The following is a 15,623-nucleotide window of genomic DNA, read 5'->3' on the forward strand; positions in this document are numbered from 1 at the left end:
CTCTTCATGTGCCACCTGAGCTAAGTGCCGCTTGAAATAAAAAAAAATGGAAATGGATTATGTAGTCACTAAGCCGGCAGACCAAAATAAAACTCTCAAAATATAAGCTTGTCGGGGATAAAAGAGGTAATAGACAACAAAAAAAAGAGGGTGTAGACCCTCTTTATTTTGCGAATGGGGATTTAAGTTTTCTTTTCATTGCCTTGGTGGGTTTGCAGAGAATGGTACGGTATGGAGCGATTACCATAGGCTCGCCGGTTTGTGGGTTCTTTGCTTGTTTCGCGGCATAATCTTTCGGCTCTAAGTTAACAAAATCAATAAGGTAAACTTTATCCCCATCGATGGCAACCTTGTCACCAATTATGTCGAAAGCAGTGCGTAGGGTATTCTCCACAATATCTTGTGTATAGCCGAGCTTTTCTGCTACGTCTTTCTTTAAGTCTTTAAGGAAATAGTCTGCCACAGTAGTCACCTCTTTCGTTTGTTTGACGTAAACATTATAAGAATATAGGTACTGAAAATAACATTTTGAGGTTGTCCTACTATTTACCGTAGCGGATTATTTCAACTTTCTTGACCTGCCTCCCTAGTTGGTTTGCTTCTTCAACTGAACCCACAAGCATGTCAATTTTGTTACCTTTAATGTAGCCTCCTGTATCCAATGCTATTGCCCTGACAGGTTGCCCACCCATATCAAATTGTACGATGGACCATGTGGGTATCACAGTCGGATCTGTAGCAACTACCCGCATTCCTTGATAATAAACTGTGTTGGTGACATCTATACCTGTTGCTGTCTGTCCTGTGCAACCTGAATCACACATTGCTACATAATAAGAAAATTCTATGTTTAACGTGCCCTTACTTGTTGCGGGTACGGTAGACTTGCGTGGTTTAGGGACTCTTGGAGGCTGCTCACTTTTTGGCGTTGTTTTCTTTCTTTTGTCTGGCAGTCTTGTTTTACGTTGTTGTTCAGCTTTTACCGCAGCAAGTTGTTGTGCCCTTTTTTCAGCAAGTTCTCTTTGTCGTCTCTCTTCTTTAATTCGTTCGCGTTCTCGTTCTTCTTGTTGTTTTCTAAGTTCTTTACGTTCTCGTTCATCTTCTCGCTTTTTAAGAGCATCAAGTTGTCGATGGAGTACATTGTAATCATTCACCTCTTTATAATTTTGTTGTGGCAGGGGGAAATCTTTCTTAGCTTCCTTTCTAAAGACTATGGGACTGCCTGAGGTTTTATTTTCAACCTCCTTGTCTTCTGCTTTTTGCTGTGCAAATTGGGCAGAATTAAGTCCAAGGCTCGTAGCAATTACCCCTAGCAGTAAAAGGTTCTTCAACGCTACCAACTACCTTTCGTTTGTTAGTCTTTCGAGCACCATGTCGATTTCACTGAAATAATTTTGATCGTATCCGTTGTAGAGGACTAGATCTGTGTCAAAACTATCAACATAGGACTCTGTCTTATCCTCTAAATATTTTAAGGCTTCTTTCCCGTCATTCTTTACTATGACTTTTTTTCGTTCCTCTTCATCAGATTCGATACGGATAGTTAAAGCCCCCATTGACTTAAAGAAAGTGAATTCATTAGGTTTTCTTACATCGGAGATAACAAATTTCATCTTGTTATTGCCTTTTATAAAGCGATCAATGGCTTCCCGAAGCCAAACTTTAATCCAAGTATGGGGGTCTTTTTCACACATGGTCTCGCCAATCAATATAAGTCCCGACCTGTCTTTTATATCGCAGGGACCGTAGATGATTTCGTGGACCTTTTTTACAGGGTGGGCTAGAGGAAGTTTCATATAACCCTTCGAATTGACGATTTCATCTGCAAGGAGATCTTTCCCGCTACGGGCTTTGCCTGAGATAGTGATGATGGAGGCTTTTAACATAGATCTAAGTATTGGGTAGCAGTGCGAGAAACCCTCTAACTGTGTTTCGCTTAAATCATTAAAACTTTTTACCGGATATGCATATTGGTTAACGCTGTCAACTTGCCCGGTTTGTAAGTTAATACCGATACCTGATTGTGTAGTACCCCCAATGAAGTCTACGGATTCTGAAACACCAAAAACCAAAACAACCTTTTCGCCTGACTGAAAAACTGATCCTACTTTTAGATCCATTACAGCACTTCCTTTCTTTTGTGGGTCACCGTAGTGATCGAGATGACGTACTGTATAGTTGCGGGTTGTAGAAAAGTAAAGCAAAGAAGAGGCAGACTTAACTGTCTCTTCTTTGCTTTAATTCATAGGCCCATTCAAAATCCCTTATATCGAGGGCGTAGTTTATTAAATCATTAAGATCTTCTCTAGTAAGGTTATGAGTATAGTTTTCCTGAATAGTTTCTTCCAACACCTTGTATTTAGCGGTACCTATCCTTGCCTTCAGTATCAAGGAAGAGGGGAGGAAATCAATTAATTTTCCGTAAAAGTCGACAGTTATTTTAATGTAGGTTTTTTTAACGACTTTTCCGATACGGCCGTGGAATTTATGACCATACTCTATGACCTCAACTAGATCACCGACCCTGCATGTGTGAGGTAACATTAATCTAACCTCCTTGTTACTGTGTGTGCTGCAATCCAGTTCTTTTTCCAAACGCTCTAGCCTTTAATAAGACGTTTTGAAGAATGCGGCTTACGTGAGTCTGAGAAACACCCACCCGCTCTGCCACTTTTACCTGGCTTAATTTCTCATAGGCGTATAAATGCCATACATTCTTCTCTGTATCAGTAAGTCCACCCTTTAAGTAAAAACTCTCTATAAGCTCTTTATTTAAGACCTCCTCCTCTAAATCAAAACCATCAGGAACAGCTTCGCTGTAGATTTCCTTAGTATCTTGGTTGTTATCGGAGGGGGTAGAAAAAAGATATAGGTAAGAGGGGGAGTACCCTAAAGCCTTTTTGACATCCTCCTTGCAAACATTAAAATGAGCCGCAATAGAAGAGATCGAGTCATGGAGCATATCGGCTTTAATTATCTTTTGTCTTAGGTCATGTATGCCGCGACTTACTTTAATTTTAGAGTTATCTCTTAGTGCTCTTTGTATCTCCCCTTGAATCAAGGGATGGGCGTATGTACTAAAGGCATACCCATAAGAGGGGTCGAACTTCTTTCTTGCTTTACATAAACCGATGAATCCAATTTGGGTTAAGTCTTCATACTCAAGGTTAGTATTCCTGGATACAATCGAGAGCGCCCCAGGTGAGAACATTTTCTTTATAGCGTAGGGGACAAGCTTTCCATATTTAGCAATAAACTCGTCATCTTCTAAAGCTCTAAAGCTTTCATCGTTGTTATTCATTACACCACTCCTTCAGCATTAGTTATCGCTGATAAAAATGCAAAAGTTGCGGGAATAAAAAAAAAGACAGGGTGAACCTGTCTTAAACAAAGATTTGAAAAACCATTTCTACTTCGGATTTAGTTGTTTTTGCGACTTTCGGGTACGTTGTATTTTTACCGTCGACAGCCCTTGTGAGGGGAGCCGAAGAACTCATTGGTGTACGTGAAACTAACAATACTTTACACGCCATAATTTTTTCTTTTTTATATTTCTTCTGCGCCGGTTCATTAAGGACTACTTCCACTTTGCTGATGTTCCCAAAGTTAGTCACGGTTCCGCCAGGGGTTGTATTAAAGCCTTTAATTGAAACACCTTTTCTATAGGAATCCCAAGTAATTACGTACTTTTCTTTGTCTTTAGTCGTAATCTTGTACGGCATGGCGCTCTTAACAAAATCGTAAGAGGTAGTTTTTGATGAAAATTCATGTACAATGACTCGCTCAATATCGCCCAAGGATAGCTGCACTCTTTTATTTCCACAGGTACTGGCTACAGCAATAGGGGCTGGTGCGATGTCGGAAAAGTTTCCGGTAAATTCAATGCAATGTAGACATCTCTCTATAGATTCAACAATCGACACAAAGTTGAGTTTTTCGAAATCAAACTCTGTTAGGCTAAGGTCATAATATTTTTGCTCCAACATTTCAAGTTCGTTCTGTAAGATACACTTTGTGTCAGAATCACAATCAGCATTTTGGATGTCGACTTTCATTCTTTCGATGGCCTCTTCAAGGGTTACCATCTCTTCGTAAAGATCTCCAAATCTAACCGCCATTGGTTGTCCTCCTTATTTCTTTTTAGGTGCTTTTGTTGGGTCTAGCGTCCAAGCTACCCAATCCTGGATGTCTGATAATTTACTAGCTTTAAAATACTCCCTACATTGACGAAAGAATTTTTGGACATCCTTGTTTTGTTCGCTTCCCAATTTACCCCATTTTCCTGTCACGTATCTTGTAGGTAAACGTGTATAACCGTATTTCATGGGGATTAATGCGTAGCGGTTTTGAATCTTCAACTTATCGAATTTACCGTCTAATTGGGCAAGAGTCACTTCGTTAGGGAAGCGTGGGTGAGGAGGGTACTGAGAGTTCTTCATTTTTTGACGTTCATCAGAAACCAAGATTATAGAATTCTCTACAGGTTTTCCATTTACAATGCTTTTGTCAATGACCTTATCTATTGTTTTATACATACAAGTCATTCCAGCTTCGTGCCAGTCGCCGCCTCGTGCCCATTTACCTCGGTTGATTTTGCTTATAGCGCCGTCCAGTTTGCTTGGGGCGGCTTTATTCAATTCTACGGTGTAGTAGATAGGCCTGTTCTTTCCCCCTATGTCTGTAGGGTCTGTATAAGTCACTAGAGATACTTTACAAGGTATCTTAGCCATTTTTGCATAACGTTCCACTTCACGTGCAAAAGCAATTAGTAATTTACGAACTCGTCCGCCTTTTTCAAGGCCTCCACCTTCAAACATAGAGTCAGAGATATCGCATACCAGGATAAGGTTTACCCCTGTCACTGTAACAGGCGGTTTCCAAGGATCAGGTACCGGTTTAGGGAGCACCTGCGGTTTTCCTGAGTAGGAAGGGCGCAAGCATTCGCGCACGCACTCTCTTAATTTATCCATTAGTCTGTCAAGGTTTTCTCCTGACTCTAAGTCAGAATTCATTATCTCATCACGAGCATATTCTAATTCATCCAAGTAGTAACGAAGGGCATCAACAGAGTAGGGATGACCATGTTTCATACCTTTACGCAAGTCTTTAATGAAACCGTCAACTTCTTTGACGTATTTCATTACAGTCCTAAGTTGGGCCATTTAGTAACCTCCTATCTAGCGATTTTGCAATGACATTATAAGAAAAGGTGTACCTTAATGGCACACCTCTTTGTACAATTATTCAGTTCTCATCATTACGTTCTTTAAGTTCTCTTCGAGTTCGCTACTGGGCCTGAAGCCCACATCTTCGCTGAATAGTTTACCGTCTTTAAAGATGAGGACAGTGGGGATGGTAGAGACATTCAACCTAGTTAAGATATCAACACCTGTTTCTGAATTGACTTTAAGGAATTTGACGTCAGGGTATTGTTCTGATAGATCAGCCAAAACAGGCGAGATTACTTTACAAGGGCCGCACCAAGGAGCGTAAACATAAACAAGAGAAACGCCATCTTTAGTCTCTTCATTGAATGAGTTTACGTCAATAGCGTCAAGCATGTTAGCTTCCACATCCGCAGCCGACTTTTCGAGCGACAGTATAAGTATTGCCGTCGTCCCAACTTTGAGCAATCTTCAATGCTTCACGGGCACTGGACGCCCAAAGTTCCCCCTCAACGTAGTCTCCTTTTGGGTCATGTCCAGATACATGGTATTTACGTTTTCCTAACATTTCTCTTCCTCCTTAGATCTAAGTTCTCCAAGCTCTGTCTCAGCAGATATGAGACGATCAACTAGACCATAAAAGTCTAGGTCATCCATTATAATGAAATCCCGTCCATCGCCGAACCCGACAATGTACAGAGGTATTTTGTTTTCCTCTATGGCTTCTAATTTAAGCTTATCGAAGGTGTCTTTGTGAATGGTACGCTGCTTTGATGGGGTCGCCTTATCCTTGGCTTCAACTAAGAACATACTGCTAATGGTATCTCCTTTGGCGTACCACTTTGAGCCTGAACCTCTTCGGCGGTGGGCCAAGTCACCCGCATTGCTGAGATTAGCAGCGATACGGTTATTCTGTACTTTATCAATATTCCGATAGTTCATTCTAGGTCTGTTATTCAATGTTAAACAACTCCTTAATGGAACGTAAGAAACTCAACTTCTCCTCGTCGCTTTTGTAATAGTAGTTATGCTTGTGGAGTTCTATGCTAAGGTGGGATAATTTAGCCACAACCCACACAGTACCATCACCACCATGCCTGATACTGCTTAACTCTATACCTTTTGACGTAAGGTAATTGAGCAATTCCTCGTAGGTTGGAGGGGAGGACACGGCTTCTATATCTTCTTTAACGATATTGTATAAGTCCTCAATAAACTCATAGGCATGTTCATTAACCTGGTCACTTTGACTGATCGCCTCTTCGCAGGTGATTTCGTTATCCTTCATAAACTTTACAACGCAGTTTTTGAGTTTTTGTTGCATTATATCACCCCAATATGGCTTTAAGCCCTCTCACAGGCTGTTGTATTTTTCCTGTCTTTATAGGTAGCTTGTAATCCGTTAGACAACGAATACACCGTTTTAATAACGAGTTTTCTACTAAGATTGCTTGCTTACCCTCTAGAGAACACTTGGGACAACAATAAATGAGGGAAGCACTGAACTCTTTCTTCACCCTGAACCCTCCTTCTTATAGAAGCAGAACGCCATTTTGTCATTACCGTCCATCACTTCGGGACCTCCTTCTTCGGAGGCCACCACCCACGAACTAAGTACCCGCAGATAGCCGCGGTGACCGATATAAAATTTATCCTCAAATTCGGATTGTCGAAATAATACGCTAGAATTATTCCTATGGAATCGGAAATAACCGGCAACAGAATAATGATCAATATTCTAAATGCATGCTTCACCCCGCACCCTCCTTAAAAAATGTCTTTTCACACTCTTCACATAAAGGCGGGTGAATGGGAAGCCCCATACACCCACACTCCCGACCGTCACAACACACGGTTACGTCTGCATTCGTCATCTTTTCACATTTGATACAGTGTGCTATCTCACTCATTCCGTTGGATTCTCCACCAATGCATTACCTTCGTCTAGATTAAGCTCAGTTGCTTTTATTTCTTCCCACTCATCGACCACTGACTTTGGCTCAAGACCTCTCAGGACGTAGGTCAGCATATAGTCAAACTTAGCGTAGAGTTCTTCGTCTTCGAGGACGGTATTTTTCATGTTTTGCATTCCTTGTTTTTTAACAACTTCTTGACCCGTAGCTACATCGATCATAGATAACCAGGTAGAACCGACGATGATGTTGTGCATTTGACCCACCTGGATAGCATTCTGTGCAAGGTCAAGCCCTTCACCGTATACAAAGTCAACTGAAGCTGTGGCGCCGTCTCTGCCGCCAACCTTTGACTTGACCTGTTTGAATTTAATCTTCTGCCCTGTGTACATAGCCTCTCCTGAGTTTTCCTTTTGAGAGTTGTATGCAGGGTTTTTAAAGTCTGCGCCACGAGTTCGGGCCACCTCTACCCGCTGTGCGGCGGTAAAATGAACTTTTCGACCCCCAGGAGTTCGATAGGGGTTATACATGTCACCGATGTTGTCACGGACTTGATTTAACATCAGTAGATGGGCGTCCGCTTCATACAGTAGACCGCTATCTACCACACTACGAAGGAACATCGAGAGAACACCTGAAATTCCCCCGACTCGGGCAGCTTTATCCCACTTCTTATCGTTTTCTCCTTCGGTTTTTGATACGAGTGCACCGATTGAATCAATGCCGATAATTCCTATTCTGCCTTTTAGGTTAGGGTGGCGAAGTATCCATTCGATCCGCTCAAATATGTCCTCCGCATATAGAGGTTTTCCTTCCTGAGGAGCGATAATATGGACTTTAGAAGTATCAACTCCTAATAGCTCCATGTGTGCTTTTGCGTCTGATGAAGAGTTCTCGGGATCAGCAATAACATGGTAGTCATGAAACCCTTCACGGTGCCGACGTTGAGATTCAGCGATAGCGGAATAAAGCAATGTGCTCTTTCCTGATCCTTCTAATCCGAACCACTCCGACATCCGACCCCCAGCAAGTCCACCGCCTAAAGCTACATCTAATGTCATTATCCCAGTTGAATACCAAAGCTTAGGTATGTCTTTTCTATAGTCCGATAGCCTTTGTGCTGGATTACTACGAAATTTTTTATTAAATTCCTTATCCATCAGACTGAATAAATCATCAGTACCGATAGAATCTCCTGTGCTTGGTTTTCTAGTATTCTCAGACATGTAGTCACCTCCAATTTTTAAGATACTGGTTGAAGCAAGTTAGACACACAAGGCCAACCACAGGCATTAATTCCATATCCGATCTAGGGTGTTTTTCTCTACACTTGCAGCATTTGTGCATTTTAGGTCGTCTTCGAAACAACTTGACACCTCCAAATAATCTATTCAGAAGGAAAGAGCCGTCATAGGTTGACGGACTCTCCTGTATAAGCGTAGTGGTAGTTTCTTGAAACGTAGTATCTAATGCCGTCATCATCATGAGTTTTGATGATGACGACGTCTTTGTATGCGTCTGATGCAAAAGAATGAAGTGGGACGTCGACATCTTTCATCTCTTCGATCATTTCATTAATTTCTTGGTCTGTAACCTTATCGTCGGGGTGGGTGATAGTTGCTACATCTGAGAATGATCCAGGGAAAACTAAGTCTTTTTCCGGGACGTGGAACTGATCTCCCAATTTGAGTAGTCCCCTAAGCGCGTTAGCGATAGCTTTCTGTTCTCCTAATTTTTTAGACATACGGTCAATGCACCCATCCTTGTGTTCTAATTCTTTCTCTAACTTATCAATGCGTCTCAGCAAGACTGTTTCTTTGCTGTCGTTGGTCGTGTTATGTGCTTTCTCCTGTGAAGGGGGAGGTGTTTTGGTCTTTTTAAGTAGCTCTTTTGCAGCCCCCTCATCCACACTTAACTTACCTCCGTCAAAGCTAACAATACTTCTGATTCCGTGCGCTTCAGGTGAGTTGGAGATTTGAGAAAGTAAAGAGGATAAGACAGGATCGTTCCGGTACTGTTTTAGAATTTCTAGCTGCTCATCCTGACTAAATTCAACACCGTTAATCCCTACAAATCCGTTTTCTAAGTTGACGCTGACTTGGTAGTCATCTTGGTTGAGTAGAGTGGTAACAAGGCCGTTTACTTTCTCTGTAATGTTTTTCATTGTGAGTTCCCCCATATCATTTGTTATTATTACTTACACTTTTAGTAATCGCTGTATAGGCTTGTATTGTTGCGGTTTTCTTCGCTTGCGTCGTAAACATCGGTCCATGACAACAACTTAGCAAACAGAAATCTATATCGATCAGCACTAATAGACTTATTTGCGAATTTCCTGTTCAGGATAGCTATATATTCTTTAATCCTGCGGTCGAAAAAATCATCAAAGATGTCGTTCATCGTAAGGGCCTCCCGGCTCTATTGGTGATTGCACGGGAAATAGAGAATTCAATCTTTTCCCACTTGTAGATCATCCCATTAAGTACGGACAGCTGTTCCTGAGAAACTGTTAGTCTCTCTAAGACAGTTCTGTAGAGGGGGTGACTACCAGCAACAGCTGATTTTTGCTCACGACCGCCTTGAGCGTGTGCAAACACGTAATCCTTTACATAGTTAGCACAGCGATCTAAAATGTTGAAATTCGCTTCTCGAATACCTCTGACCCAATAGGCGTAACCAAGTAAACGAAGCCACTTCTCTAAATACTTAGATAACTCGTGATCTTCTAGATTGACAATCCCTTGTTGCTCCATCATCCTATCCCACTGATCCGGAAGAGTATCCCACTCGTGGGGGAGTCTATCAGGGAAAAGCACCCCTGAGTTAGTTAGGTGGCCGAGATCAGGTTCATCAATCTTGGAAAATTCATTGGCGATAAAATCCTCCAACAAGATGTGTTGCTCATTGGTTAGACATTCAAAGGGATTATTCACACCATCACCCCTAGGCATTGACTTTTCGTACTTGGACTTGTTCGGATGTTTCTTCGTAGAGGTAACCTAGGAATTGATTATGAGTTAACCGCCCTTCTTCGACTTTCTTGATGAGTACGTCTTTTTTACCTGCTGCTTCGGCAGAAACCCCTAAGTCAGCAGCAAGCCCCTCTTTATCGACCTTTTTAGTTTTTCGCTCATTTAGAGTGATCTTTAAATCAGAGCTTCCGTCTAAAGGAAGCATGTGTTCTGTTAATTTATTCTCTTTCATTGCTAACCGGATGGAATTCTTTAAAAGGATTTTTTCTTCCTCAGCCGCAGCCTGTTGTCTATTAATTTCAAAAATACGGAGAGCTTTCTGCTCAATAGTTTGCAAAGATTGATTATTTACTGCCATGGTTACCCATCTCCTTTTTTAATGTGTTCGAGGTAGCCGGTATAAGCTACACCCAAGGCGTCACTTACATCTAATGTTTCAAAATGATTCATTGTAATATCGAAAACTTCTGCCAAGTGCTCGGCTACATCTTCTTTTTCGGCTTTCCCATTCCCAGTAATGGCTTTCTTAACTTGCGAGGGTGGGTATTCTTGGATATGGTTTCCGACAAGTTCGGATTCTAGCGCACCCCTTGCTCGGAAAACAGCTTGCGTGTCGTTATTGAAAGGTCCTGTGTGACCTCGCTCTAAAAACACGATAGGGAATATAGGGTCGTATTTTGCTCTAAGCTCCTTGGCCTTTGCCTGAATAAGTGCAAGCTTAATTTGATAAGGTGTTCCAGCAGGCCAGGTTTTAGTTCTCCCTTTTATAACGCCCATCTCTGCAATGCGTGGGGTTTTATACCGAACGTCCAGGACTGCGTACCCTGTACCATCAAGAGAGGGGTCAAACCCAACCAGGAATCGATATTTCTTTTGTTTGTCAATACTCGGCGTTTGTTTCTTTTTGTTAGGCATTCTGCACCTCCTACACAGTAATGATCGCTGTATGGGAGGGGCTAGTTGCGGCGATTTTGTTTCTTCTTTAGCGTGAGATAAATATCTAATAGATTCACTCCAATTAGGAGTGAGTACACCACAAATAAGAAGTAATCAGCTTCTTTAAGTCGCGTAAGTGCAAAAAGCAAGAGTAGGATGATCCAGTAAGTGTAGTACGGTATTGGAAAGACTTCCGCGAATCTTTTATATTCCTTGTAGTCAGCCGCTAGTTTTTTAACGATTATTTTAAGCATTATCATCAATCCTCCATCTGAGTGATATGTAAATCCGCAGCAGGGTCAGCTCTGTTACAGACAAAAGCATAAATAAGGATGAGAAAACAGGGTGTCCTTCATAGAGGGAGAATGCAGTAGCCGTGCTAAGCAAGCTTAGAATTACAGACATAGTAGGGATACTTGTAAATTTCATCTAGTCACCTCCGTTACAAATTATTGATCGCTATGTTGCCGTGTATAGTTGCGAGCAAAATAAAAACCCCAGGCACGGCCAAGGGTTTTAAGGGTTATTCTGTTGTTTCGGCGGAAAGTGGGGCGACTTCTACTGCGGGAGATTGCTCGGATTCGTTGCCGCTACCGTCGACAGCACTCAGACTAACTAAGTACGTTGTTTCTCCGTCAGCTGGTACTAATTCGATAGAAACAGCGTTACCATCATACAAGACACCTGTTACTTTCTGTACACTGTCGACATAAATGTTGTAGGAAACAACGTCGGTAGATGTGCTCGGGTCAAATAAGATCTCTGCACCTCCAGCCAATGGAGTTATTGTTTTGATACTTGGCGGCTCAGGCGGAATCGTGTCTACAATAGTTAGAGGAACATCTACTAATTGCTGCCCGTTTCGGACTGTTATATTTACTTCTCCTCCACCCAAAGCAGTCACTACCCCTGACTCGTTAACACTTGCTAAGGAGATGTCATCAACCTCATAAGTTGTACCTGTACCAACTAAATAAATATCAACTAACCAGTTGTCTCCAACAGCTTCTTCTCCGTTAGTTGTAAATGTAATCCCGATAGGTGACCCTACTAAATCAACAACCGTGTACTCATTTGAATTCGATGTCGAAATTACTTGAAGTCCCTGCGTATCTGAACTGTCATCTATATCGAATCCACCACTTGTCTTTACAATTTCAAAAGTTTTGTCTTCACCTAGATAACCTGTTATATCTATAGAAGTAATAAACCCCTTGTTGTCAGCCAGTTCATTAAAGTCCCTAAAGAACATCACGGGCTTTCTCGGGGAAGTCACGTCTTTAGTGGTTCCGTCACTGTAGGTGGCGATCACAGACAGGGGAGCTGTGTCTTCTGCGTTCATCGCTAGGGTGGAAGGAGTCACTGTAAGGTAAAGAAGTGTAGCGGCCGGCGCAAATTCAGAGTTAAGAAATGTTGTTAGTTTTTTATTTGTCTTTTCTAGCCCCTGTTGCAGAACAATCTCGGCCTCCCCTAATTCTTTTTCTTCTGTTGTAGCATCAGATAAAACGGATTCAATGTCATTTCGCTTCTTCTCTAACTCTTCTAACTCTAAAAGAATATCTGCAACTTTCATTATGTTTCCTCCCTTATAAAATAGTCCCTACCATTATAGGCAGAGACTAATGCTTGTTATTTTCGTGATGAACTCATGACATCTAAGGCTGATATTAGTAATCCGACAACAACAAAGAATAGCCAATAAACATTAATGGAATAGTTAGTGTGGGCCACCTCATTGAATCCGCTTAACAAGACTTGGTCTAGATTAAATTCGGTAAGAATCCAGGCCGCAAGCAAGGTATAAATAAAGTACATCGGTTACCTAGCCTCCTTAATGTAGTCTCTAACAAGCTCCCTTTTATCGATAGTACCACCGCCAGTCAGATTACACATGGAATAGAAGAAGTCCACTGTGTTTCTCCTTTTATAAACCCTCGGGATTGTTATTCTAACCTTAGGATCTTCTCTGTTTACCCAAAAACCGTTTAGCCTCTCTGTCACAAGTGTTAACCTCCATTGAACTGTTTGTATCTATCACAGAGCCTATTAAAGCCACAGAAATTCTTACAGTAAAAATCTTGGTACTGTGCGGGGAAGGACCCTTGGCGTTGATATGCAAGCATCTGCATGTATTTGAACTTAATAACATTCTTAACTTCAGTTAAGCGTTCTATAGGGATCTCTACCTCAACGACCCTCCCAAATCTGACAAAGTCGTAACGGTACTTGTATGGGAGTTCCCCATACATTAAGAAGCAAGCCATGCCGTAAATAGGGAGCTGTGGCTTTGCCATTATGGCGTTATGGCTATATGGCTTAGATGTTTTATAATCGGTCACTATGAGACCTTTATCATCTCTTTCGACTTTATCGATAAACCCCTTTATAGGGACGACCCCGTTTTGTAAGTCGATCTTGAATTTTGCTTCTAATCCGATCACTTTTGACCAATCCATTGCAGGGATGTTTTTTATATAGGTCAACCCTTGATCGTAGTATTCATCTCGCTTTTCCTGACTAGGGAATTGAACCAGGGGGAATAGTTCGTCATATATAATCAACATCTGCTCTAAAGTGAGCGGCTCTTCTCGCTCCATTAGCTGGTTAGCGAAACCGTTGAGAATGCCGTTAATATCACCATCATCAACGAAGTTGCTAGGCTTAAATGGGAGGGAGTCCTTATAGAGGTTTGTTCTTGGATACATCTCGACTAAGAAATGCATTAGAATCCCGTAATCGGCGTAAAAAGACTCTACGCCTTCTTGTCCCGGTCTTTCTTCGTTCACATACTGGTGAAAGAAAGAGAGGGGGCATTGGGTAAACCTCTCCAATGCCGAGTTTGAGAGTTTTCTAATTTCTCTCATATTAGCCCTCCTTAATAAAATGATTCGAAGTGTTCAATTTCTTATTTTCCGTCATCTTCTAAGGCTTTTTTGAAATTGAACTTTTCCCGGTTTTCTCTCTTAGACATAAGAAAAGAGAAAACCATACCGGATAATAAAGAGAGGATTGTCAGCCCTAAATAAATAAGGGCTACATAAAGTATCTGAATGTGAGTTAGTCCTAACCCTTTTAGCATGATAGAGCAAAGCCAAACCATAAAAGCAGCAACACACGCACTAAAGAAAAGTTTTATAGGATTTTTCATATGGTCACCTACTTAGTATTGGTATCCGCTGATGAAGTCTGTGTGGACTAAATTCTTTCTGCTGGCTATGTAGTCAGCTAGATGTACAACATACTGGAGGGGTGTCTCAGGTCTGACCCCTCCGACAGACGTCCATTCACCTGATATGATATTCCCCATATGACGCTCAATAGCTGTCATGATCGTGTCGAATTCAGGGGTTTTAGAGTAGTCGCCGACGTATCCGGGAGATTTATAATTTCCGTAGTATGACCGTGGCATAAATGGGTGCATGTCCATATATCGATCATCAAAGTCTAAGCCGTATTTGATGATGTCGTGGCCTATCATCGCTGCAAGTGCCATATCAGTCTCTTTGTCATTTAACCCAAATGTCCGTGATAAATCGTAAGCTACTTGACAACCCATTAGGACGTGCCTGACTAGACCGCCTTTGTCGGTTGACCAGGGGGCGTGCCATTTTCCTGAAACTGAGGCAGGGATGATGAAGAAATAGTCGGGGGCTTTCTCCAACATGAATTTTGCGAAATTCTTAATTTCAGAGCTAAGAGACATTAAATCTAGGTACTTTTGAAACTGTGTCAAACCTTTTTCTCGGTAGTTCTTCAATTCGGCAGCAGATACCTCTACATTTTCACCACGAACGGTAATTGTTAAGTTCTCCATTCTTCAACCTCTCCTTATCTAACAATTATTTTTTATACGCTGGGTGATCCTCAATACGGGTCCACTTTTCAGGTGCTGGGGGAGTAGGGAGGGGTAAATCTCCGTTATCTTTGAGATCTTCTTCGCCCTCTGTTGTTAAACTATCTTGGCCCAAGAGTGTAACAGAAACTGTCACGTACTCTACACTTGAAAAAGGAATTACTGAGGTTTCTTTTTTAGCGTTTTTACGGACGACGGTTTCACCGGTATCGACCCATTCTTTAAATTTTCTTTGAAAGTAAAGGTCAGCTTCTTCTAAAGTGAGGGGTTGAGTGATCTCTTCCGTTTCCTTGTCAATTTTCTTTACTAAACGTTCCTCCACCCAATCGACTTTTTTTGAGAGTCCGCTTTTAAAGTAGAGGACTGTTGAGATTTGGAATTTATTTAATTTCACGCTTTACACTCCTTGTGGCCTTAGTGACTCCCTTATAACTAATGTTGGCTCCAACTTTTTCAGCAATATCCAAAAGCTCCAGCGCATCAACCGAACCACCGTAGTTTTCTTCTATTTCTCGAATAACCTTATCTAAAATGGTTTGGTTTTGTGGGAGGCTGGTTTGTTTACCAATTAACGTATACTTGTAGGTCCCTTTGCTTACCCTACAGACAGATATTTGGTACCCTTGCTCTACTAGTTCATGAACTCTCCGCTGATAAGACATCGCGATCTTAGCCAACTCGAAGTTATAGGCGCCCCTCGATTCTCTTTCTTTCAGCAAATCTAAGATTTTACTTTGTTGTGAACCGAGTCGCCTCAATGCAGATTTATATAACGACATCCAAT

The 15,623-nt window shown here is 41.6% G+C and carries 23 protein-coding genes; all 23 read right to left on the reverse strand.

What is annotated here, in order from left to right; translation table 11 throughout:
* Positions 1–163: 163 nt before the first annotated feature.
* Positions 164–463, reverse strand: coding sequence for an HU family DNA-binding protein (locus tag BXO87_RS02200; RefSeq protein WP_076851165.1), 300 nt, complete (start codon positions 461–463; stop codon positions 164–166).
* A gap of 79 nt (positions 464–542) precedes the next feature.
* Positions 543–1,331: a 3D domain-containing protein gene (locus BXO87_RS02205; RefSeq protein ID WP_076851166.1), complete on the reverse strand. Its 789-nt coding sequence runs from the start codon at positions 1,329–1,331 to the stop codon at positions 543–545.
* Between the two features lie 9 nt (positions 1,332–1,340).
* On the reverse strand, positions 1,341–2,120 hold the full coding sequence (locus tag BXO87_RS02210) for a nucleoside/nucleotide kinase family protein (protein ID WP_076851167.1): 780 nt from the start codon (positions 2,118–2,120) through the stop codon (positions 1,341–1,343).
* Positions 2,121–2,217: 97 nt separating this feature from the next.
* Positions 2,218–2,544, reverse strand: coding sequence for a hypothetical protein (locus BXO87_RS02215; protein WP_076851168.1), 327 nt, complete (start codon positions 2,542–2,544; stop codon positions 2,218–2,220).
* Between the two features lie 16 nt (positions 2,545–2,560).
* Positions 2,561–3,301, reverse strand: coding sequence for a sigma-70 family RNA polymerase sigma factor (locus BXO87_RS02220; RefSeq protein WP_076851169.1), 741 nt, complete (start codon positions 3,299–3,301; stop codon positions 2,561–2,563).
* Between the two features lie 82 nt (positions 3,302–3,383).
* Entirely contained in the window at positions 3,384–4,118 is a 735-nt protein-coding gene (locus BXO87_RS02225; protein ID WP_076851170.1) for a hypothetical protein, read from the reverse strand.
* A gap of 12 nt (positions 4,119–4,130) precedes the next feature.
* Entirely contained in the window at positions 4,131–5,162 is a 1,032-nt protein-coding gene (locus BXO87_RS02230; protein WP_076851171.1) for a hypothetical protein, read from the reverse strand.
* A gap of 78 nt (positions 5,163–5,240) precedes the next feature.
* Positions 5,241–5,561, reverse strand: coding sequence for a thioredoxin family protein (locus tag BXO87_RS02235; RefSeq protein ID WP_076851172.1), 321 nt, complete (start codon positions 5,559–5,561; stop codon positions 5,241–5,243).
* 1 nt (position 5,562) lies between these two features.
* The gene (locus BXO87_RS20770; protein WP_167330629.1) at positions 5,563–5,733 is read right to left on the reverse strand and encodes a hypothetical protein; all 171 of its coding nucleotides are present in this window, start codon (positions 5,731–5,733) and stop codon (positions 5,563–5,565) included.
* A complete protein-coding gene (locus BXO87_RS02240) occupies positions 5,727–6,125 on the reverse strand; it encodes a hypothetical protein (RefSeq protein WP_076851173.1) in 399 nt (132 codons plus the stop codon). The genes BXO87_RS20770 and BXO87_RS02240 overlap by 7 nt, the downstream gene beginning before the upstream one ends.
* On the reverse strand, positions 6,118–6,489 hold the full coding sequence (locus BXO87_RS02245; RefSeq protein WP_076851174.1) for a hypothetical protein: 372 nt from the start codon (positions 6,487–6,489) through the stop codon (positions 6,118–6,120). Before BXO87_RS02245 ends, BXO87_RS02240 begins: the two co-directional genes overlap by 8 nt.
* A 582-nt stretch (positions 6,490–7,071) precedes the next feature.
* Positions 7,072–8,304 (reverse strand): P-loop NTPase family protein, encoded by a 1,233-nt coding sequence (locus tag BXO87_RS02260; RefSeq protein WP_076851177.1) that lies wholly within the window; start codon positions 8,302–8,304, stop codon positions 7,072–7,074.
* A gap of 182 nt (positions 8,305–8,486) precedes the next feature.
* Complete coding sequence (locus tag BXO87_RS02265) at positions 8,487–9,242, reverse strand: hypothetical protein (protein ID WP_076851178.1); 756 nt, start codon at positions 9,240–9,242, stop codon at positions 8,487–8,489.
* 232 nt (positions 9,243–9,474) lie between these two features.
* Positions 9,475–10,011 (reverse strand): hypothetical protein, encoded by a 537-nt coding sequence (locus BXO87_RS02275; protein WP_076851180.1) that lies wholly within the window; start codon positions 10,009–10,011, stop codon positions 9,475–9,477.
* A 10-nt stretch (positions 10,012–10,021) separates the two neighbouring features.
* Positions 10,022–10,408: a hypothetical protein gene (locus BXO87_RS02280; protein ID WP_076851181.1), complete on the reverse strand. Its 387-nt coding sequence runs from the start codon at positions 10,406–10,408 to the stop codon at positions 10,022–10,024.
* A 2-nt stretch (positions 10,409–10,410) separates the two neighbouring features.
* Complete coding sequence (locus tag BXO87_RS02285) at positions 10,411–10,965, reverse strand: crossover junction endodeoxyribonuclease RuvC (RefSeq protein ID WP_076851182.1); 555 nt, start codon at positions 10,963–10,965, stop codon at positions 10,411–10,413.
* A 544-nt stretch (positions 10,966–11,509) separates the two neighbouring features.
* Entirely contained in the window at positions 11,510–12,559 is a 1,050-nt protein-coding gene (locus tag BXO87_RS02300; RefSeq protein WP_076851185.1) for a hypothetical protein, read from the reverse strand.
* Between the two features lie 245 nt (positions 12,560–12,804).
* A complete protein-coding gene (locus BXO87_RS02310) occupies positions 12,805–12,987 on the reverse strand; it encodes a hypothetical protein (protein ID WP_076851187.1) in 183 nt (60 codons plus the stop codon).
* Positions 12,988–12,992: 5 nt separating this feature from the next.
* On the reverse strand, positions 12,993–13,850 hold the full coding sequence (locus BXO87_RS02315; RefSeq protein ID WP_076851188.1) for a RecB family exonuclease: 858 nt from the start codon (positions 13,848–13,850) through the stop codon (positions 12,993–12,995).
* Between the two features lie 41 nt (positions 13,851–13,891).
* On the reverse strand, positions 13,892–14,134 hold the full coding sequence (locus BXO87_RS02320; RefSeq protein WP_076851189.1) for a hypothetical protein: 243 nt from the start codon (positions 14,132–14,134) through the stop codon (positions 13,892–13,894).
* Between the two features lie 12 nt (positions 14,135–14,146).
* Complete coding sequence (locus tag BXO87_RS02325) at positions 14,147–14,800, reverse strand: HD domain-containing protein (RefSeq protein WP_076851190.1); 654 nt, start codon at positions 14,798–14,800, stop codon at positions 14,147–14,149.
* 25 nt (positions 14,801–14,825) lie between these two features.
* Positions 14,826–15,233 (reverse strand): hypothetical protein, encoded by a 408-nt coding sequence (locus BXO87_RS02330; RefSeq protein ID WP_076851191.1) that lies wholly within the window; start codon positions 15,231–15,233, stop codon positions 14,826–14,828.
* Positions 15,220–15,618: a hypothetical protein gene (locus BXO87_RS02335; protein WP_076851192.1), complete on the reverse strand. Its 399-nt coding sequence runs from the start codon at positions 15,616–15,618 to the stop codon at positions 15,220–15,222. The genes BXO87_RS02330 and BXO87_RS02335 overlap by 14 nt, the downstream gene beginning before the upstream one ends.
* Between the last annotated feature and the right edge of the window lie 5 nt (positions 15,619–15,623).

Origin of the sequence: Bacillus sp. GZB, from assembly GCF_001975995.1 — a bacterium.
In the GTDB taxonomy this organism is placed as follows: Bacteria; Bacillota; Bacilli; order Bacillales; family Bacillaceae; genus Bacillus; species Bacillus velezensis.

What these genes read in the sequence shown, in the direction of transcription:
- BXO87_RS02225 (WP_076851170.1), bottom strand. Translation starts at nt 4,118, where the DNA reads ATGGCGGTTAGATTTGGAGATCTTTACGAAGAGATGGTAACCCTTGAA.
- BXO87_RS02215 (WP_076851168.1), bottom strand. Translation starts at nt 2,544, where the DNA reads ATGTTACCTCACACATGCAGGGTCGGTGATCTAGTTGAGGTCATAGAG.
- BXO87_RS02300 (WP_076851185.1), bottom strand. Translation starts at nt 12,559, where the DNA reads ATGAAAGTTGCAGATATTCTTTTAGAGTTAGAAGAGTTAGAGAAGAAG.
- BXO87_RS02260 (WP_076851177.1), bottom strand. Translation starts at nt 8,304, where the DNA reads ATGTCTGAGAATACTAGAAAACCAAGCACAGGAGATTCTATCGGTACT.
- BXO87_RS02285 (WP_076851182.1), bottom strand. Translation starts at nt 10,965, where the DNA reads ATGCCTAACAAAAAGAAACAAACGCCGAGTATTGACAAACAAAAGAAA.
- BXO87_RS02235 (WP_076851172.1), bottom strand. Translation starts at nt 5,561, where the DNA reads ATGCTTGACGCTATTGACGTAAACTCATTCAATGAAGAGACTAAAGAT.
- BXO87_RS02230 (WP_076851171.1), bottom strand. Translation starts at nt 5,162, where the DNA reads ATGGCCCAACTTAGGACTGTAATGAAATACGTCAAAGAAGTTGACGGT.
- BXO87_RS02280 (WP_076851181.1), bottom strand. Translation starts at nt 10,408, where the DNA reads ATGGCAGTAAATAATCAATCTTTGCAAACTATTGAGCAGAAAGCTCTC.
- BXO87_RS02335 (WP_076851192.1), bottom strand. Translation starts at nt 15,618, where the DNA reads ATGTCGTTATATAAATCTGCATTGAGGCGACTCGGTTCACAACAAAGT.
- BXO87_RS02320 (WP_076851189.1), bottom strand. Translation starts at nt 14,134, where the DNA reads ATGAAAAATCCTATAAAACTTTTCTTTAGTGCGTGTGTTGCTGCTTTT.
- BXO87_RS02220 (WP_076851169.1), bottom strand. Translation starts at nt 3,301, where the DNA reads ATGAATAACAACGATGAAAGCTTTAGAGCTTTAGAAGATGACGAGTTT.
- BXO87_RS02325 (WP_076851190.1), bottom strand. Translation starts at nt 14,800, where the DNA reads ATGGAGAACTTAACAATTACCGTTCGTGGTGAAAATGTAGAGGTATCT.
- BXO87_RS02315 (WP_076851188.1), bottom strand. Translation starts at nt 13,850, where the DNA reads ATGAGAGAAATTAGAAAACTCTCAAACTCGGCATTGGAGAGGTTTACC.
- BXO87_RS02245 (WP_076851174.1), bottom strand. Translation starts at nt 6,489, where the DNA reads ATGCAACAAAAACTCAAAAACTGCGTTGTAAAGTTTATGAAGGATAAC.
- BXO87_RS02265 (WP_076851178.1), bottom strand. Translation starts at nt 9,242, where the DNA reads ATGAAAAACATTACAGAGAAAGTAAACGGCCTTGTTACCACTCTACTC.
- BXO87_RS02210 (WP_076851167.1), bottom strand. Translation starts at nt 2,120, where the DNA reads ATGGATCTAAAAGTAGGATCAGTTTTTCAGTCAGGCGAAAAGGTTGTT.
- BXO87_RS20770 (WP_167330629.1), bottom strand. Translation starts at nt 5,733, where the DNA reads ATGTTAGGAAAACGTAAATACCATGTATCTGGACATGACCCAAAAGGA.